Origin of the sequence: Lacinutrix jangbogonensis (assembly GCF_000797445.1) — a bacterium.
Lineage (GTDB): Bacteria > Bacteroidota > Bacteroidia > Flavobacteriales > Flavobacteriaceae > Lacinutrix > Lacinutrix jangbogonensis.
Genome location: NZ_JSWF01000027.1, coordinates 52,432 through 69,710, shown reverse-complemented (window position 1 = coordinate 69,710; position 17,279 = coordinate 52,432). Strand labels below are relative to the sequence as shown.

The window sequence follows — 17,279 nt, the reverse complement described above, 5'->3', positions numbered from 1 at the left end:
AAAAGACGTTTTTTCTTAATAATTTTGGAGCATAAATATAGTAATAAAAAAAATGTCCTCTGGCCAGAGGACGTTTATGGTATTTTATTTAAAGTACTAGGTTATATTTTTAACTGTATTTCTATTCTTAATATTGTTTCATTCCTCACAATGACTTAATTTTTATGTGATTTTCTACTTCGTGAAAATAAAAAAAGCATTCTAAAAATCAAACTTATAAGTAGCGCCAGCTAAAAACTGAATACCTTGAACTGGTGTATTTTGCCATTTAGTATAATTCTCGCCTACAAGATTATTTCCTTTTACAAAGACAGAAATGCGATCGTTTACATGATATCCAACATGAGCGTTTGCATCAAAATAACTATCTAGAGTTATTACACGTGTTGGATTTAAAAAAGTAGGTACACTTGGATTTTCTATAACATTAAAACCTGCTATATCTTTACGCGCTCCAACAAAAAACAAATTTGCGCCGGCAAACCAATGTTCGTTAATTTGATAATCCATAAATAAAGAGCCTTTAAAATCTGGTAAATTCCAAGCTTCGGCTTCATTTTTAGTATTGTACACAAAATATTCTCCTTTTATTCCTAAAGTAAAATTTCTATTAATATCAACATTTAATGCTCCTGTTGCTGATAAGGTTGTAACATCATCATAAGTAATACCAAAAGAATTGCCATAATGATAACTTTCATTGTTGTCGAAACCATAGGGTACTAAATTATTTTGAAACAAAGCCTTCCCTTTTTCAGAGATATAACTTCCGCTAACCGAATAACCAATGGTATTCGATAATTTTCCATTTAAACCTGCGTAAACATTGTACTGCTGATCTGTTGGCGCAATAAATAAGGTTGGTGACACAAATGGGTTTTCGGTGGCAAAATCGAAATAAGAATTCTGAATTAACCCACCTTTTACACCTCCAAAAGCAATAATAACTTCATCGACTATTCTATAACTAGCACTAATATTTGGATAGATGAAGAAACTACTTTTGCTAGCCTCAGTATCGTTTAAATAGGTTAGGGTAACACCTAAATTCACTGTTAAATCGTCTTTCTTTAATTGGTAAGTTGGCGCTACACTTAATTGAATATTTCCGAAGTTTATTTCTGTATCTGTAAAATAATTTCTATCGAAATTTCCGCTTAAATAATCTAAACTCACAACTGTAGAAACAGTCTCGTCTTTTACAGGAATATCTACTGCTCCACTTAATTTAAACCTATTTTCGACAGAACCTTGATTGTCTCCAAAACGTCTAAATAAAAGATCTGCATTTTTAAAAATACCGTCATCAAAATTTAATGCTCCAGAAATATGAGCATCGGTAAAATTATGCTTTACATCCAACACATCTGCGTCTATTTGTGTAAATATTGACTGTTCTATACCATACCAATTGTAAGATTGAATACCAAAACCTCCTATTAGTGACCAATCGAAGCCTTTACCTTGTTCAATCCAAGTTAGGTCTATTTTTGAATCTAAAAAATCATCATCTGTTAGCAAGTCGTCAATACCGCCTCCTGAAGAATGATGGTTAATCTCCGCTATTAAATTTTGTCCTCTCCCAATTTCATGATTTATATAAGCTTCACCTAAAATCGTGGTATAAGTTCCTACAGCTAAACTAGCATAATTATCGAATAATTTTACTTTTTTAGCCTTATCAACAACCGCAGCTTTTCCTTTTGCTGGTGTAAAAGTTGAAGCCACAGGAAATGAAAATATATTATAATTCACTTCTTTTTTTATAGCTGTTTCAACATCATCTAACGTTGGTATTTCCTTTACTTTAAAAGCGTCTGAAATTGTTGGCGCATATGGTTTTATGACGTTAATCACATCCGAATTCAACGTGTCTTGCTCGCGTTCTTGCGCAAAAATTACAGTTATAGTAAAGGTTGCTATTAGTAATAAGAATTGCTTTTTTTGAAACATATATTCTTTTTTGTTTTTTTATTTTTATAGAAACCTGTTAGGTGTAAAAAACCCTAGAGGTTAACACTTTAGTGATCGACTGTAAACTATGATTAAAAACTACTTACTTGTTTTTAATCCTCAGTCTCTACAGAAGCGTTCGTCTTGGCCTGTTCTGTTTTTATTATATTTAATTCGGTTTGCGCCTCTGCAACCACTTCTGGAAATTCTTTAAAATTGGTAATTACACTTTCTAAAATATAAGTTGCTTGAAACGCATCGGCTAATGCATATTGATTTTTAGCCATAATAACTAAACCTTTTGCTCCATATAGTTTATAACCAGAATAGTCTTTTGCTAAGCGCTGCACTATAGTATTTGATGCAGCATAGCTTTCCGCTTTATTTTTAAAATACGCGTTATAATACAACGCTTCAGCTGCTGTTTCTCCCGTTGCTGTTTCCTCTACTTTAGCATAGGCTAATTTTGCTTTAGTTTCATCGTTAGTTTGCATTGCAGAACGCGCAATAATGAGGTGAGCATCACTTTTTACTTTATTATCCAAGCTAAGATTAGTCAGGACTTTTTCCGCGTAAGCGACAGCCTCAGAGTATTTGTTTAATTGATAATTTGCCTGCATTAAGTTAGACTGCGCAAACAGACTGTTTTGAGGAAAATTAGCTTCGGCTTCCAAACGTTTTAAAGCAGGAATGGCTTCTTCCCAATTTTTCTGCTCTAAAGTAATTTGAGATAAACGCAACAAGGCTTCTTCTGTAAATTCGCTTTGAGAGGCATCTGTAACCGCTTTATAATGTGGTTTCGCATTTTCTTTTAAATCTTTCTTGAAATATAACTGCGCCAAGTAAAAGTGAGATTGGTTAGCATGCAATCCGTTTTTAAAATCATTTAAATAGCCATTAAACAGTTTAATAGCTTGATTTGTATTGGTATCTAAATACTGTTTTTCGGCAGATTGATAAGTTGCATGATCTAAATCACCATCTGTAACTTCTACATAGTCCAAGGTTTGAATCCAAGCGGCATAATCATCTACACGTCCTAAATCTATATAAATTAAACGTGCTGTTGCTACTGCTTGATTAGATTCCGGAGAATTAGGGAAATCGCTAGCAATCTTTTTAAACTTGTTTAAAGCCTTTTCATTATCACTTTTATTATAATAAACCAAACCTTGACGTAATAAGACTTTTGATGTAAACAGACTACCATTATATTCTGAAACTAGTTGACTATACATAGTAACACCTTTATCTGTATTACCAGATTTCACATACGCATTACCTAAAGTATACATAGCATCGTCTCGCAATTTCGATTGTGGATATTTAGAAATAAAGGTTTCTAATTCTGAGATTTTCTTTTCCGATTGCCCTAAATAACCAAAACTCAGTGCTCTTTGAAAGTATGCATAGTCCATTTCAATTTTATTAACGCCTAGCGCATCGCTATACCCGGTAATTGCGTTTTCATAAACACTAGTAACGAAATAACTATCCGCTAAACGTAAGTAAGCGTCATTTAGCCTTATTTTATCCTCTCTATTATTAGCGGTAAACGACTTAAAATACTGAATAGCCTGAGCGTATTCTTTTTTCTTAAAATAAGTGTATGCTAAATTATAGTCTAAATTTATATATTCTGGCGTTTGGTTCGCCTCTATTTGCTGTTTAAACTGTTTAAAACCAATTAAAGCATCGTCATAATCTGTTAAATTATAATCTGTTTCTGCTTTCCAAAAGGTTGCTCTTGCTGTATATTTTGCATCTAGAGATTCGCTTAAAGACGCATCGAACATATTTTCTGCGGCTACGTAGTTAGTATCGTTAAACAATTCAATTCCTCTATAATATGCTACTTTTTGATATGCTACTTTGTTTTCGAAACTCTTTTTCCCTTTTAATAAAACCAACGCTTCTTTGTAGTTTTTAGAAGTGATATAAGAATCTATTAATAGCGTTTCTAATTCTTCTTTGTATTTTGTTTCTGGATATTTATCTAAATAGCTCGTCAAAACCTGCGGTACAGACTGGTATGGGTTACCAATTTCGTAACTGATTTTAGCGTAGTTAAGCCAAGAATCTTCTTGAATTTTTAAATCGAAATCCATTTGCGATGCGCTTCTAAACACATTTAAAGCTTCCTGTTTTTTATCTAAATTCACATAACTTTCTCCCAAATGATAGTATGCATTTTGAGCTACGCTATTATTACCATCAATAATTTTATTGAATTCGGAAATGGCATTTACGTAATCTTTTTGCTTATAGTAAGCATAGCCTAACTGATAATAATCTGTGTTATTCCACTTTCCTTTCTTCCCTTTATATGCGGTTAAATACGAAATGGCATCAGCATATTTTTCTAAATTGAAATAACTTTCTCCAATAATTTTATTCAGTTGGGATACTTCATTTTTTTCATTGGTTTTTTCTAATTGCGCTTTCGCAAGTGCAATCGCTTTATCGAATTTTCCAAGTTTGAAATTTAAATCTGCTTGATAATAACTTAGCTTCTCTTTATATTTATCTTCGTCTTCAACTTGCGTAAAATACTCGTTAGCTTTATCATAATCATTACCTTCATAAGCCATAAAACCAATGTAATATTTAGCTTGCGAACCATACTCTTGTGAATTCTCAACTCTATTTAAATACTTTTGGGCTTCGTTAAAATTCTTGGAAGAAAAAGCGGTATAGCCTCTATTAAAATTAAATTTTTCGTGATCGGTTTGTGAGAGCGCGTTTTCATCTACTTTACTGTACCATTTTTCGGCATAGGCATATTTTCCGTTTTCAAAATAGTAATCTGCAACATCTATAAAAGCAGTGTTTTTCTTGGTACTCGTTGGATAATTTTCAACAAACTCTTCGATTAAAGTATTTCCATTTTTCTGGTTTAAACGCACTGCACAATTAGCAATGTAATAAGCACAATCTGACTCTATAGCAGCAACTTTAGATGTTTTTTTTACGCGTTTAAAAGTAGATTGAGCTGCTAAATATTGTTGATTATTGTATAGCGAAAGTGCTTTTTGATACGCAACAAAATCGTTAGTATATACTGCAGATTGTTGTGCAATAGAACCTAAAGTAAAGCTAAAGCCGATTAGTAGAGATAAAATATATTTTTTAGTCATTGACTATGTGTTTTAAATTTGAAATCAAAGATAAATTAATACTAATATGTTAACGTTAGAAATTTGTTATAATTGTTTTTTATAGTATTTAATCTAGCTTTCATTAAAGCAGAAACACTATTGAAGTTCTTACGGTCTAATTAAATTTACTATACTTTTTTATTAAAGGATTAAATAACAAGATTAGCGCCGCAAAAATTATCCAATCGAAATAATAAGTATAGCGCTCTATAGAGTGTACAACCATTGCAATAACAACATTATTTGCGAATTTTAGAGTTATAGCAAGTATTAAAAACGCGAATCTATAATCCTTACTTTTCACAAATAACCATGAGCTACATGCTAATATTAATAATAGCATTAAAAATATAGCTTTACCTCCAACACCTTTTGTAAAGCTTCTTCTAACGTGTTTAACCCAACTTTTAAAATTTGCCTTTAGTAATGGTAAAAACATTTTAGTAGTAAGTTCGTCTACTTTATATTGCTGTTCGAATTCATTAAGTCCTTTGTCTCTATAATAATCCATATTATACTGGTGCACTGTGGCATTACAAATTTTAGTGAAATTTCTTTCAAAAAACATATACGGTGCCACCGATTCATAACCAAATTCTATCGTGATTTCCTGTTCTTCTAATTGGGAAAAAGTTCTATTAAAAAACGCCTTTTCTTCTTCTGTTTCAAAAACAGAAACATCATCACTACTTGCAATATAAAACGGCGCACTAATAAAGTGCACGTATGTCATCGCATAATTTTTATATTGATCAATGACAATTTTATTGTACACCCGTTCCGAAAAACTAATTAAAACAGGAATTAAAACTAATAGCGCTATAGCTAAAGTCCCTTTTGTAATCTTCTTAGTATAATAAATAATATAGATAGCAATTAATATAACTATAGGAATAAAAATAATAAACTGGCCTCTTAAAAACTGAAGAAAAAACAAAACCAATATTGCTTTAAAAAGCGCTTTAAAAGAGTTGCCGATAAGCGTTTGAAACAAAAGAGTTACTAATACAAGAACCAATGGAAACGCCAAAGACTCAGACAATATTTTATTTACCGAATAATACCATATTACAGTATTAGCAAGCAGTACCAATTGAAAAAAAAGCACACTATAAGCGTGTAATTTCAAACTTTTATATAGCGTTTTAAGCAAAAAATGTGTTGCCAAAACCATAATTAGGTATTGACTAATTAATACAGGAATTTCAAAAGCATCTCCAAATAAAGATGTAAAACATTTTAAAAAAGCTGAATAGACTGGAGACCTATTTATAGCCATATCCAAAAACGCATAACTATCTGGATAATAAATGGGTCCAATTAGTAAAACTAAAATACCTGCTAGAAAATATATTAATAGGTAAAATATTAGTGGCTGTTTTGGTAATTGTTTGAGCATAAGTATAAAATGAAAATGCTAAATTAACATTTTAGTTTTTAAATAATTGATGAAACTATTTATCTGTCATTTTTTTTCTTTTTCTTTGTTACTATTATTGTACTACTAAAAATAATTTTATGGCTAATACTGTTCTAGAGTTTAAAGACGCTTCTATTTTTCAAGGTGATAGTTTAGTACTATCTAATGTTAATGTCGAAATTAACAAAGGTGATTTTGTATATTTAATAGGTAAAACAGGCTCTGGAAAAAGTAGTTTTATGAAAACATTATATGCAGACATTCCTTTAAAAAAAGGAGAAGGCAGTATTGTGGACTTTAACTTAAATACTTTAAAAGAAAAGGACATACCGTTTTTAAGACGCAAACTTGGAGTTGTTTTTCAAGATTTTAAATTATTAACAGACAGAACTGTTAACGCTAATTTAGAATTTGTATTAAAAGCTACTGGTTGGAAAGACAAAGTTGCTATGGCAAACAGAATAGAAGCCGTTCTAGAAAAAGTGAGTATGAAAACTACTGGCTTTAAGTTTCCGCATGAATTGTCTGGTGGAGAACAACAACGTATAGCTATTGCTCGAGCTTTACTAAATAATCCAGAACTTATTCTTGCCGATGAGCCGACAGGAAATTTAGATCCTCAAACAAGTATTGAAATCATGGAAGTTTTGCTAGAGATTAACAAAAATGGTAACACCATTTTAATGGCAACTCACGATTATGCTTTGTTATTAAAATACCCAAGTAAAACTTTAAAATGTGATGAGAATCAGGTTTATGAAGTTGTGCAAAGAAGAGCATAATTACTTCTTTTTATAAATATGTGGATTTTTACGCACTCCTTTTTTAAAGATTTTCCTAACTAACATTCTTAAACTAGCATCACAATCCAAAAGCAAATTGGTTACCGTTTGGTTTGGTCGACCTCTAAATTTAGTAACATGAAATTTATCTGTTTCACGTAATGCATTGTCACTAAAATAATAATTAGAAATACAACAGCGACAGTCATCTACTGTCACTTTATTTACAGAATGCCATGAGCTAGAATGTGTAGCCATAACTATTAGTCTATTAAATCTACTTACTAATTCTATAGGTTCGTTTTTTGGTCCATTTGGCCATAACTCCAAATGCCCACCGTTTTGTTGTTTCCAGTTTGGAGTAACATAATACAATAGGTTTAAAACGCGCCAACGTTTACGTTCTGCATCGTGAGAGTTGTCTAAATGCGGATTTAAAAAATTACCCTTCGCCATTAAAGATAAACCACCAGCATACAAAGAATCATCTGGAACTAGTGATGAAATATTACAAATTTCACCAATAAGTTTTACTATTTTTTTATTTTGAAAAGCATAAGTGACATCTTCTAAAAGTTGATGATGTTTATCCATTTGAGCAGAAATATGCTTATACTCCTTTATAGACTTAAGCAATTTCATTTCTTCTGGTTTAGGAAACACCTTAGCGCACTCTAATGCCAATTGTTCAGGCAAAACATTATCAATATAGAAATAACCAATAGTATTTTCACTTAAACAAAACTGCTCGTTTAAAGTCTGCTTATTAGCAAAAATATGTTTGTAGATTATATCTGAAATGGCTTGTTTATCCAAAAGAAAGTTTCTAAAGTTAATTTTAAGCAATTTACTGTTTTCTAAAGAATTATTATGAAAAAAAAATTAAAAGACAATTTCTTATAGCTTACTATTAAAAAACTGTATTTTTAAACACATAAAATTATGCTTTCAGTATTAATCCCAACATACAACTACGATCTGTCAAAATTAATTGCGATTATCCATTCGCAATTAGTTAAAAATGGAATAGATTTTGAAATAATAGTTCTAGAAGATGGCAGTACTTTAAAACTAAATTCTAGTAATAACTTAAGCAATACAACGATTATTATAAATACAAATAATATAGGTCGTGTAAAAGCAAGACAAGAATTATCATTGACAGCAAAATACGATTGGCTTCTGTTTTTAGATGCTGATGTTTTACCAAAATCTAATCAATTTATTTCTAACTATATCGATGCGATTATTCTTGAATATGATGCTTATTTTGGTGGTTTTACCTATTATGAAAACAAGCCTGAGCAGGCATTTGTTTTACGGTGGAAATATGGAAAAACCAAAGAACAAATTCCTGCTTCCATAAGAAATAAATCACCTTATAAAATCATTATTTCTGCTAATTATTTAATTAGAAAAGAAGTTTTTAATACTATAAATAGCAAAATCGAAGACAATAAAGGTTACGGTTTTGATAATTATTTCGGTGCGTTACTTCAAGATAATAAAGCTAGAGTATGGCATTTAGATAATGAAGTCTACCATCTTGGTATTGAAAAAAGCGAACTCTATTTAAAAAAGAAAGAGCAAGCTGCGTTAACGTTACTTCATTTTTATAAAACTGAAGGTTTTAATAACCATAGCAACGATTTGCTTCAGTTGTTTTCTAAATTAAATCGCTTTAAGTCCGTTTGGCTTTTAAGTTTATTTTACAGTCTTTTTAAAAACAATATGAAGAAAAACTTACTAAGTAACACGCCTTCAATACACCTTTTACAGCTTTACAGAATTACTTTTATGTGTTTTGCTTATCACACTAAAACTACTGCTTAGATTTTACGAAATTAGAATATTCCCGAATGTAATCTTCTTCTTCATATTTATTTGAAGCTAGAACCAAACAAACAGCTCCAGAAGAAAAATTATCTAATTCCCTCCAAATACCATCAACAATTAGCAAGCCCTTATCAGGTTTATTTAATGTAACCGTTTTAGAGTTTTCCCCATCTTTAACTACTACATCAAAACTACCACTTAAAGCAACTAGCAGCTCATGACAAGCAATATGAGAATGTCCTCCTCTACTAGCATCACTAGGCACATCAAACAAATAATAAATACGCTCCACTGTATAAGGCAAAACGGCGTTTTCAATTACACACAAATTACCTCTTCCTTTTGCGTCTTTAATTTTTGGTATATTAATTACCTCTACGTTATCTATTGTGGTATTTTTCATTAACTTCTTGTTTGTTGTTCTGCTTTTAGTAGTTTTTTATATGTTGAAATACCTTGTAGTCCTATTTTTAACTTATCAAAAAAATCCTTATTAGTTATTAATTTATCTCGTTTAATTAAAAAAAGATAGTGTAATAATTTTAAATATCCTTTAATACCATCATACTTATAAAAAAGTGCGCTTCTAGCAAATATTAAACGGTCGCTTCCAGACGCTTTCCCGGAGCTATTAACATCATGAGATAAAATATAATTGGATTGAAACCACAGTTTTAATCCTGCTTTTAAACAATCTCGAAGAAAAATATATTCATCAGCTGTTTCAAATGTAGAACCTAATCCAAAATGTTTATTAAACCGGAGGTTATTATCGTTAATACGTTTTAATTTAAAAGCGATAACAACAGAATTTACTTGTCTTAAAGATTCAATAGTATGCCATTTACTTTCTGTGTAACTTTTAAAATCGTTCCCATCAAGGTCTTTCATTTTAAAGGTAATAACATCTGCATCTGTATTACTATTAAAACTATTTATAATACTCTTTTCAAAATTAGAATGATAAATAGCGTCATCATCTGCAATTAAGCAAATTGGGCCAGTAGCATTTTCCAACGCTAGGTTTCTACTATTTGTTAACCCTTTTTGAAATGAATTTATTACACGAATATTTTCGAGTTTAGATTCTAACAACCTATCTCCTGTGGTTTGATTAATAATTAGTAAATTATAGTCCTGAAAGCTTTCATTAGGAAAAAGTTTAACCAAAAAATCTAAAGAAACCCTGTTCATTGTTGATAACAGAATTTCTAATTTTAAATTAGTTTTGGTAGCATTACTCATTAAATTATCTTTGAAAACAAATGTATAAAATATAAATGAAAATTCTATTAGTTGGAGAATACAGTCGGTTGCATAGTTCTTTAAAAGAAGGTCTAGTTAAATTAGGTCACGAAGTTACTATTGTAAGCTCTGGTGATGGCATGAAAAAATTTAAAACCGATATTAATTTTAACTCTAAAATTAAAGCATCATTTGTATTAAATAAACTTAACAGCCTTTGCATTAGGTATTTAAATACCGATTGCATTAAAATTGAAAATGCCTATCGGTTTAAAAAACTATTACCTCAATTTCAAGGTTTTGATATTGTTCAACTTATAAATGAAGACGCCCTTTTTATAGAACCAGAAAAGCAAATAACAATACTAGAACACCTTATTTCACAAAACAAAAAACTATTTGTTTTATGTTGTGGAGACGACTTTACTTCTGTCAATTATTATTTAAATGATAATCTTAAATATTCCATTCTAACACCCTATTTAAAAGATAACAGCCTAAAAGACCGGTTTGTTTTTTCTTTAAAATACACAACAAAACCTTACAAAAAACTACATACCTTTTTAAAGTTGAATAGTTCTGGTAAAATCGCAACAGATATGGACTATCATCTACCTATGCAAGAACAACCTAATTATTTAGGATTAATTGCAAACCCAATAAACACAGACAAGTTAACTTATTGCAAACCTGTAATTAGTAGTAAAATAAACATCTTTTTAGGCATAAACACACATTCGAAAATAAAAAAAGGTATTACTTTTTTCGAAAAAGCTTTAGCGGTTATTGAAGATAAATATTCAGAAAAAGTAGCAATAAAAATCACCGAAAACTTACCATATAGCGATTATATAAAAATATACAATAAAGCTCATATCTTATTAGACCAAGTTTATGCCTACGATCAGGGTTACAACGCTTTAGAAGCAATGGCTAAAGGTAAAGTTGTTTTTACAGGTGCGGAGCAAGAGTGGTTAACGCATTACAAACTAGAGGAAGATACTGTTGCAATAAATACGCTTCCCGATGTAGATTATCTGGTTCAAAAATTAGAATGGCTAATATTAAATCCTGAAAATATTTTAGAAATATCTAAAAATGCGCGTCAATTTATTGAGGACGAACATGATTATATTGCTTCAGCAAAAAAATATATTAACACTTGGACGCGCTAGTCTTTTTTAGTCTTAAAAGAATACCAAATAATAATTAACACCATTAAGAAGTAAATTATATATCTATAAAAATGAGCCATAACTATGCCTTCTGTGCCATAGTCGTTCACTAAAAATAGAGATAAACCATAAAATAATCCCAAAGAAATTATTTCAGTAATCACAAAACTCAACAACATTTTTTTTGCTAAAAACTGATGAGCAACTACCAAAGAGGCCAATTTAATAAAATCACCTAATAATTGCCATTTAAATAGTGGTTCCATGTATTTGAAATCCGGATAAATAACATCTACAATTATATTTCTAAACAAATAAACAAGTATCATTCCTAAGCCAAAAAGCGGCATTATCGTTTTATAAATATGAAAAACCTCGTTTTTAAATTCGCCTCTATCATGAATTCTAGCAAACTTTGGAATAACATAGAGTGTAAATAATCCTGAAGAAAATACCATGTAATTTTTAGAAAGAAAAAGCATTGCTGTCCAGTTCCCGGCTTCATCTTCACTAATTCTATTAGAAATTTGCGTTCTAAGATCAATTTCTATAAAGTTTACGAGCACTGTAGAAACCAAAGACATTATCATAAAAACTAATAATGCTCTTGAATAGGAACTATTTAATTTTAGACTATCAATTTTTATGTACTTTCTCAATGTTTTTCCAAAAACAAATACAATAACTAATAATTGCAAAACAGGTGTTAACGCAATAGCTATTAAAACACCTTCCAAATTAAATTTCAATAAAAAAGACACTAATAAAACACTGGACAATAAATAAGAGAAAATTTCTATTTTTGCGTATTTTTTATATGCAGACAGACCATTTAAAACACCACTAAAGACTCTATTTAGGGCAATAGCCGGAACAACAATTGACAATAATTTAATAACAAAAACGTAATCAGTATTACCAAATAAATAGGTCGCTATTTCATTTGAGAAAAGAAGCAAAAATAAAGCACTCAAAAAGACTCCAACGCTTATAAAAATAAAAGTAGTTGAAAACATTTTCTTTAAAAGCCCTTTGTCTTCTTTTAATTCTGAAGTGTATTTTACTATACCATTAAAAACACCCAGTGAAGAGGTACTTGTTAATATTCCTAATAAATTTCTAATTTGCCCTACCTTAGATAATCCTGATGCTCCAATAGTTTCTGCTAATAAATTTTGAATAAAAACAGAAACAATTAATCTAATACCTATAACAATAGAGTTTAGAGATAGCATCTTTAGTAAAGTGTGTTCTCTAAATGAATATATAAGGTTTTTAAAACTCATTAATAACAGTTATTACTTTCAAAACCTCTTCTTGAGATAACACAGGATTAATGGGTAAACTCACACAGTTTTTATGAATGTATTCTGTAATTGGTAATTGTAACTTCTCAAACTCCAATAAGGCCTTTTGCCTATGTGGTGGCTTAGGATAATGAATAGAAGATTGAATCCCTTTATCCATTAAATAACCCATAAATGCTTTTCTGTTTTCTACTAAAACGACAAATAAATGAAAATTATGATTTTTAGAACCATCGTAAAACGGAAGCGTAATTTTCTGGTTTTTAATTTTAGAGAGGTATTGATTGGCAATAACTCTCCTTCGTTCATTATCAGCCTCTAAATGTTGTAATTTAATATTTAAAATGCGCGCTTGGAGCTCGTCTATTCTATTATTTACACCCAGTCTTACATTCTCGTATTTTCTTGCAGAGCCATAATTTCTTAATTCTGAAATAACTTTAGTCAATTCATCGTCGTTAGTGGTAACAGCTCCAGCCTCTCCTAAAGCTCCTAAATTTTTACTAGGATAAAAACTGAAAGCGGCGGCATTACCTACATTCCCAGCGCGTTTACCATTAGAGTTTTCAGATCCATGAGCCTGTGCAGCATCTTCAATTAATAGTAAATTATTCTCTTTACCTAATTTGGAAATAGCTTCACTATCTGCTAGTTGCCCAAATAAATGCACTGTTAAAATAGCTTTAGTTTTACTGGTAATGTGCTTTTTTAGTGTTGAAGCTTCCCAATTAAATGTAGCACTATTAGGTTCTACAAAAACGGGTTTCAAACCTACTTCCATAATAGATAAAATTGAAGCTATGTATGTATTTGCAGGCACTAGCACTTCATCTCCTTTACTTAGCTTCCCTAATTGTATATAGGCTTTAAAAATAAGAATTAAGGCATCTAAGCCATTACTAACACCAACACAGTGTTTTGTTCCACAATAGTTCGCAAAGTTAGTTTCGAAAGCTTTGGTACCATCTCCTAGAACGTAATAACCCGAATCTAGAAACTGTTGAAACTCTTCTTTAAATAAAGTTTCAAAACGTGCATTTATTTTATATAGATCTAGAAACTTTATCATATAATATAAGTTTCTAAATTAATAATACTATTTGTTTTAATAGCATAAGTACGTTGTGGTATTAAGTATGCTCCAAAGCTCTCTTTCCAATAGGCTAATCCAGAATCTATTTTCAGGGTATCATCTGTTGCAGAGCTCCCAAAACTTATATACTTATACTCTGAATATTTTCTAATAATAGCATCGAATAAAAAATCTAACGCTCCAGTTTCATCTCTATTCTCCTTACCAGAACTGTACTGAAAATGCACAACATTGTCAGTTATAAATAGTAACGCTCCAGCATGAATAATACCACCTTCTTTTGCTGAATAAAATTTAATCTGGTTAGGAAACTTAGACTGTAATAAAACTATTTCCTGATACGTATGCACTGGCATTACACCAAATTTATCGCATAAGTTTTTAGTTAAAACATGTTCCCAAAAATAATCCATTCCAGAGTCCTCAAGCGTCATTACATCTTTGCCTTTCTTTATCCCTCGCAATCTGTTTCTATTGGGTTTGTATTGTTGTAATTGATCTAAAACATAATAACTATTGTTTGCGACCACTTTACAATCTATGTCATGCATTATATATTCAAACTCTTGGGTTAGATGTTTATTATAAATAAAAGGTAATTGTTTGATTCGCATCTCTAAAACACCTTTGGTATTTAGCCATTTTAAGAGCGTACTAAAAGTTTCAATATAATCTATAGTTCTAATCTTTTTTGAAACAATTAAACCTCCATAACTTAAGCCTTGATGAGAAAACAAGGTTTTACCTTTCTTATTCCCAGGCAATAGAGCAATAAGGTTTTCACCTTTAAAAACCATAAGTGAGAAATCCTCGAATCTATCGCTATGATAGTCCATAAACGCTCTTTGAAAAAGAAATGTAGCGTTCTTTGCTTTAGAGACAAAAGTGTTCCAAAGCTTAAGGTTTTCAGTCGTATATTTTTGAACAGTATAAATAGTGAGCGTTTTTGGGTTAAGATTAATACATAATACTTATTTGAAATAATGACAAACAAAAATTGCTATGAATAGCAAAATACAATAATTTTAATTTTCTAAACAAAAAGAGCGACTAAATAGTCGCTCTTAAAAATTATATCGAATCTAAATTAAGCTTCAACTTCCGTTTTCTTTAAAAAAGAATAATAAAAATTGATGCAAAAAATAGCAATGTTGGTCAAAATTATTGGTAATGCGGTACGCAGTGTTGGCATTAAAAAACCGTAAGTAACAAATAGCAAACAACCTATCATGTTTATCGTTCTTAGCCTCTTTACGTCTTTCATAATAAAAGATGTTAACACCGTAACTGAAGCCAAATAACCAACGTATTCTGTAATTGTAATTCCAAATAAATCCATCCTATTCTTATTATTCACTCTGGATGTTTTTGCGCTAAACACCATAGATTTCGACGACTCTCTAGCAGATAAATAATGTTACAAAAAAAAAGAGAAACACCTTTCAGCATTTCTCTTTTTCTAATATATAATTTATCTAAAGATTAAAATCTTAAGCGATTTTATTTCTTTTTCTATCTGCTTCTTTTAACCAAATTTTACGTAAACGTAAGTGGTTTGGTGTAACCTCAACATACTCATCTTTTTGGATATATTCTAGAGCTTCTTCTAATGAGAATTTAATTGCTGGTACAATTTTAGCTTTATCATCTGCTCCAGACGAACGTACATTACTTTGCTTCTTAGCTTTTGTAATGTTAATATTCATATCGTCTTGACGAGAGTTTTCACCAATAACTTGACCTTCGTAAATATTTTCTCCTGGTTCAACAAAAAACTTACCTCTATCTTGTAATTTATCGATAGAATAAGGAATTGATGTACCATTTTCCATAGATACTAAAGATCCAGAAATACGACCTGCAATAGCACCTCTTAAAGGTTGGTATTCTTTATAACGGTGCGCCATAATCGCTTCACCAGCAGTAGCTGTAAGTAACAAATTACGTAAACCAATAATACCACGAGAAGGAATTAAGAATTCGCAAATCATACGATCTCCTTTCGCTTCCATAGAAAGCAATTCTCCTTTTCTTAATGTAACAAACTCGACAGCTCTACCAGAAACAGTTTCTGGAAGGTCAATAGTTAACTCTTCAATAGGCTCACATTTTACACCATCAATTTCTTTAATGATTACCTGTGGTTGTCCAATTTGAAGCTCGTAACCTTCACGACGCATCGTTTCGATTAAAACCGATAAGTGTAATACTCCACGACCAAAAACCATAAATTTATCTGCACTACCAGTTTCACCTAGTTTAAGTGCTAAATTCTTTTCTAATTCTTTTTCTAAACGGTCTTTAATATGACGAGACGTTACATACTTTCCGTCTTTTCCAAAGAAAGGCGAATCGTTAATTGTAAATAACATACTCATTGTAGGTTCGTCTATCGCAATAGATTTTAAACCTTCAGGATTCTCTACATCGGCAATTGTATCACCAATTTCGAAACCTTCAATACCTACTAATGCACAAATATCTCCAGTTTGAACGCTCTCTACTCGTTTACGGCCTAGACCTTCAAATATAAATACTTCTTTTATTTTAGTTTTTGTAATCGTACCATCTCTTTTTACTAAAGAAACTTGTTGTCCTTCTATAAGCGTTCCTCTTTGTAATCTACCAATTGCAATACGACCAGTAAAAGAAGAGAAATCTAAAGATGTAATTAACATTTGCGTATTTCCTTCCTCAAAAACAGGTGTTGGAACATGCTCGATAACCATATCTAATAATGGTTCAACATTATCAGTTTCATTTTTCCAATCGTCACTCATCCAGTTATTCTTAGCCGAACCGTAAACCGTTGGAAAATCCAACTGCCACTCTTCTGCACCAAGTTCAAACATTAAGTCAAAAACCTTTTCATGTACAATATCAGGTGTACAGTTTTCTTTATCTACTTTATTAATAACAACAAGAGGTTTTATACCTAAATCAATTGCCTTTTGTAATACAAAACGCGTTTGAGGCATTGGTCCTTCAAAAGCATCAACTAATAATACAACACCATCAGCCATGTTTAATACACGCTCTACTTCACCTCCAAAATCGGCGTGACCAGGTGTATCAATAATGTTGATTTTTATGTCTTTATAAACAACAGAAACATTTTTAGACGTAATGGTAATACCACGTTCACGTTCTAAATCGTTATTATCAAGAATTAAATCTCCTGTGTTCTGGTTTTCACGAAACAGTTGACAGTGATACATAATCTTATCTACCAATGTTGTTTTCCCGTGATCTACGTGTGCAATAATTGCAATATTAATAATCTTAGCCATAATTTGTGCCTTATTTTAAG

The 17,279-nt window shown here is 30.8% G+C and carries 14 protein-coding genes; 3 read left to right on the top strand and 11 right to left on the bottom strand.

The genetic code is table 11. The features are described 5' to 3' along the window. Nucleotides 1-201 precede the first annotated feature (201 nt). The 3 genes from RH82_RS08775 to RH82_RS08765 all read right to left on the bottom strand — a co-directional run bounded on the left by RH82_RS08775 (nucleotide 202) and on the right by RH82_RS08765 (nucleotide 6,510). On the bottom strand, nucleotides 202-1,953 hold the full coding sequence (locus RH82_RS08775) for a TonB-dependent receptor (RefSeq protein WP_034059939.1): 1,752 nt from the start codon (nucleotides 1,951-1,953) through the stop codon (nucleotides 202-204). Between the two features lie 113 nt (nucleotides 1,954-2,066). Continuing rightward, nucleotides 2,067-5,090 (bottom strand): tetratricopeptide repeat protein, encoded by a 3,024-nt coding sequence (locus RH82_RS08770; RefSeq protein ID WP_034059938.1) that lies wholly within the window; start codon nucleotides 5,088-5,090, stop codon nucleotides 2,067-2,069. Nucleotides 5,091-5,226: 136 nt separating this feature from the next. Further along, nucleotides 5,227-6,510: a hypothetical protein gene (locus tag RH82_RS08765; protein ID WP_034059937.1), complete on the bottom strand. Its 1,284-nt coding sequence runs from the start codon at nucleotides 6,508-6,510 to the stop codon at nucleotides 5,227-5,229. A 119-nt stretch (nucleotides 6,511-6,629) separates the two neighbouring features. On the opposite strand from RH82_RS08765, the gene RH82_RS08760 reads away from it, so the two are divergent. Continuing rightward, nucleotides 6,630-7,313 carry a cell division ATP-binding protein FtsE gene (locus RH82_RS08760; RefSeq protein ID WP_034059935.1) on the top strand — a complete coding sequence of 228 codons (684 nt, stop codon included), beginning with the start codon at nucleotides 6,630-6,632 and terminating at the stop codon, nucleotides 7,311-7,313. Here the strand turns inward: RH82_RS08760 and RH82_RS08755 are convergent, their stop codons facing one another. Then, nucleotides 7,314-8,159 carry a 2OG-Fe(II) oxygenase gene (locus RH82_RS08755; RefSeq protein ID WP_241148027.1) on the bottom strand — a complete coding sequence of 282 codons (846 nt, stop codon included), beginning with the start codon at nucleotides 8,157-8,159 and terminating at the stop codon, nucleotides 7,314-7,316. Between the two features lie 96 nt (nucleotides 8,160-8,255). Here RH82_RS08755 and RH82_RS08750 point away from each other — a divergent pair, with 96 nt between their 5' ends. Then, on the top strand, nucleotides 8,256-9,146 hold the full coding sequence (locus tag RH82_RS08750; protein ID WP_034059933.1) for a glycosyltransferase family A protein: 891 nt from the start codon (nucleotides 8,256-8,258) through the stop codon (nucleotides 9,144-9,146). Here RH82_RS08750 and RH82_RS08745 read toward each other — a convergent pair. Then, nucleotides 9,136-9,552 carry a sugar 3,4-ketoisomerase gene (locus RH82_RS08745; protein WP_034059932.1) on the bottom strand — a complete coding sequence of 139 codons (417 nt, stop codon included), beginning with the start codon at nucleotides 9,550-9,552 and terminating at the stop codon, nucleotides 9,136-9,138. The genes RH82_RS08750 and RH82_RS08745 overlap by 11 nt on opposite strands. Beyond that, nucleotides 9,552-10,394, bottom strand: a complete 843-nt coding sequence (locus RH82_RS08740) for a glycosyltransferase family A protein (RefSeq protein ID WP_034059931.1) — start codon at nucleotides 10,392-10,394, stop codon at nucleotides 9,552-9,554. Before RH82_RS08740 ends, RH82_RS08745 begins: the two co-directional genes overlap by 1 nt. A gap of 35 nt (nucleotides 10,395-10,429) precedes the next feature. Here RH82_RS08740 and RH82_RS08735 point away from each other — a divergent pair, with 35 nt between their 5' ends. Continuing rightward, a complete protein-coding gene (locus RH82_RS08735; RefSeq protein WP_034059930.1) occupies nucleotides 10,430-11,569 on the top strand; it encodes a glycosyltransferase in 1,140 nt (379 codons plus the stop codon). Here RH82_RS08735 and RH82_RS08730 read toward each other — a convergent pair. The 5 genes from RH82_RS08730 to typA all read right to left on the bottom strand — a co-directional run bounded on the left by RH82_RS08730 (nucleotide 11,566) and on the right by typA (nucleotide 17,259). Continuing rightward, nucleotides 11,566-12,855, bottom strand: coding sequence for an O-antigen translocase (locus RH82_RS08730; RefSeq protein ID WP_034059928.1), 1,290 nt, complete (start codon nucleotides 12,853-12,855; stop codon nucleotides 11,566-11,568). The two genes, RH82_RS08735 and RH82_RS08730, sit on opposite strands and share 4 nt — an antisense overlap. After that, a complete protein-coding gene (locus RH82_RS08725; RefSeq protein WP_034059925.1) occupies nucleotides 12,845-13,945 on the bottom strand; it encodes a DegT/DnrJ/EryC1/StrS family aminotransferase in 1,101 nt (366 codons plus the stop codon). Before RH82_RS08725 ends, RH82_RS08730 begins: the two co-directional genes overlap by 11 nt. Then, nucleotides 13,942-14,805 carry a hypothetical protein gene (locus RH82_RS08720; RefSeq protein ID WP_052158279.1) on the bottom strand — a complete coding sequence of 288 codons (864 nt, stop codon included), beginning with the start codon at nucleotides 14,803-14,805 and terminating at the stop codon, nucleotides 13,942-13,944. Before RH82_RS08720 ends, RH82_RS08725 begins: the two co-directional genes overlap by 4 nt. 251 nt (nucleotides 14,806-15,056) lie before the next feature. Beyond that, complete coding sequence (locus RH82_RS08715; RefSeq protein WP_316930917.1) at nucleotides 15,057-15,326, bottom strand: uroporphyrinogen decarboxylase; 270 nt, start codon at nucleotides 15,324-15,326, stop codon at nucleotides 15,057-15,059. A 133-nt stretch (nucleotides 15,327-15,459) separates the two neighbouring features. Beyond that, nucleotides 15,460-17,259 carry a translational GTPase TypA gene (typA, locus tag RH82_RS08710; RefSeq protein WP_034059922.1) on the bottom strand — a complete coding sequence of 600 codons (1,800 nt, stop codon included), beginning with the start codon at nucleotides 17,257-17,259 and terminating at the stop codon, nucleotides 15,460-15,462. Between the last annotated feature and the right edge of the window lie 20 nt (nucleotides 17,260-17,279).

Coding starts and splice junctions, on each gene's coding strand:
- RH82_RS08765 (WP_034059937.1), bottom strand. CDS start 6,510: ATGCTCAAACAATTACCAAAACAGCCACTAATATTTTACCTATTAATA.
- RH82_RS08745 (WP_034059932.1), bottom strand. CDS start 9,552: ATGAAAAATACCACAATAGATAACGTAGAGGTAATTAATATACCAAAA.
- RH82_RS08760 (WP_034059935.1), top strand. CDS start 6,630: ATGGCTAATACTGTTCTAGAGTTTAAAGACGCTTCTATTTTTCAAGGT.
- RH82_RS08730 (WP_034059928.1), bottom strand. CDS start 12,855: ATGAGTTTTAAAAACCTTATATATTCATTTAGAGAACACACTTTACTA.
- RH82_RS08775 (WP_034059939.1), bottom strand. CDS start 1,953: ATGTTTCAAAAAAAGCAATTCTTATTACTAATAGCAACCTTTACTATA.
- RH82_RS08740 (WP_034059931.1), bottom strand. CDS start 10,394: ATGAGTAATGCTACCAAAACTAATTTAAAATTAGAAATTCTGTTATCA.
- typA (WP_034059922.1), bottom strand. CDS start 17,259: ATGGCTAAGATTATTAATATTGCAATTATTGCACACGTAGATCACGGG.
- RH82_RS08735 (WP_034059930.1), top strand. CDS start 10,430: ATGAAAATTCTATTAGTTGGAGAATACAGTCGGTTGCATAGTTCTTTA.
- RH82_RS08725 (WP_034059925.1), bottom strand. CDS start 13,945: ATGATAAAGTTTCTAGATCTATATAAAATAAATGCACGTTTTGAAACT.
- RH82_RS08750 (WP_034059933.1), top strand. CDS start 8,256: ATGCTTTCAGTATTAATCCCAACATACAACTACGATCTGTCAAAATTA.
- RH82_RS08720 (WP_052158279.1), bottom strand. CDS start 14,805: ATGGACTATCATAGCGATAGATTCGAGGATTTCTCACTTATGGTTTTT.
- RH82_RS08770 (WP_034059938.1), bottom strand. CDS start 5,090: ATGACTAAAAAATATATTTTATCTCTACTAATCGGCTTTAGCTTTACT.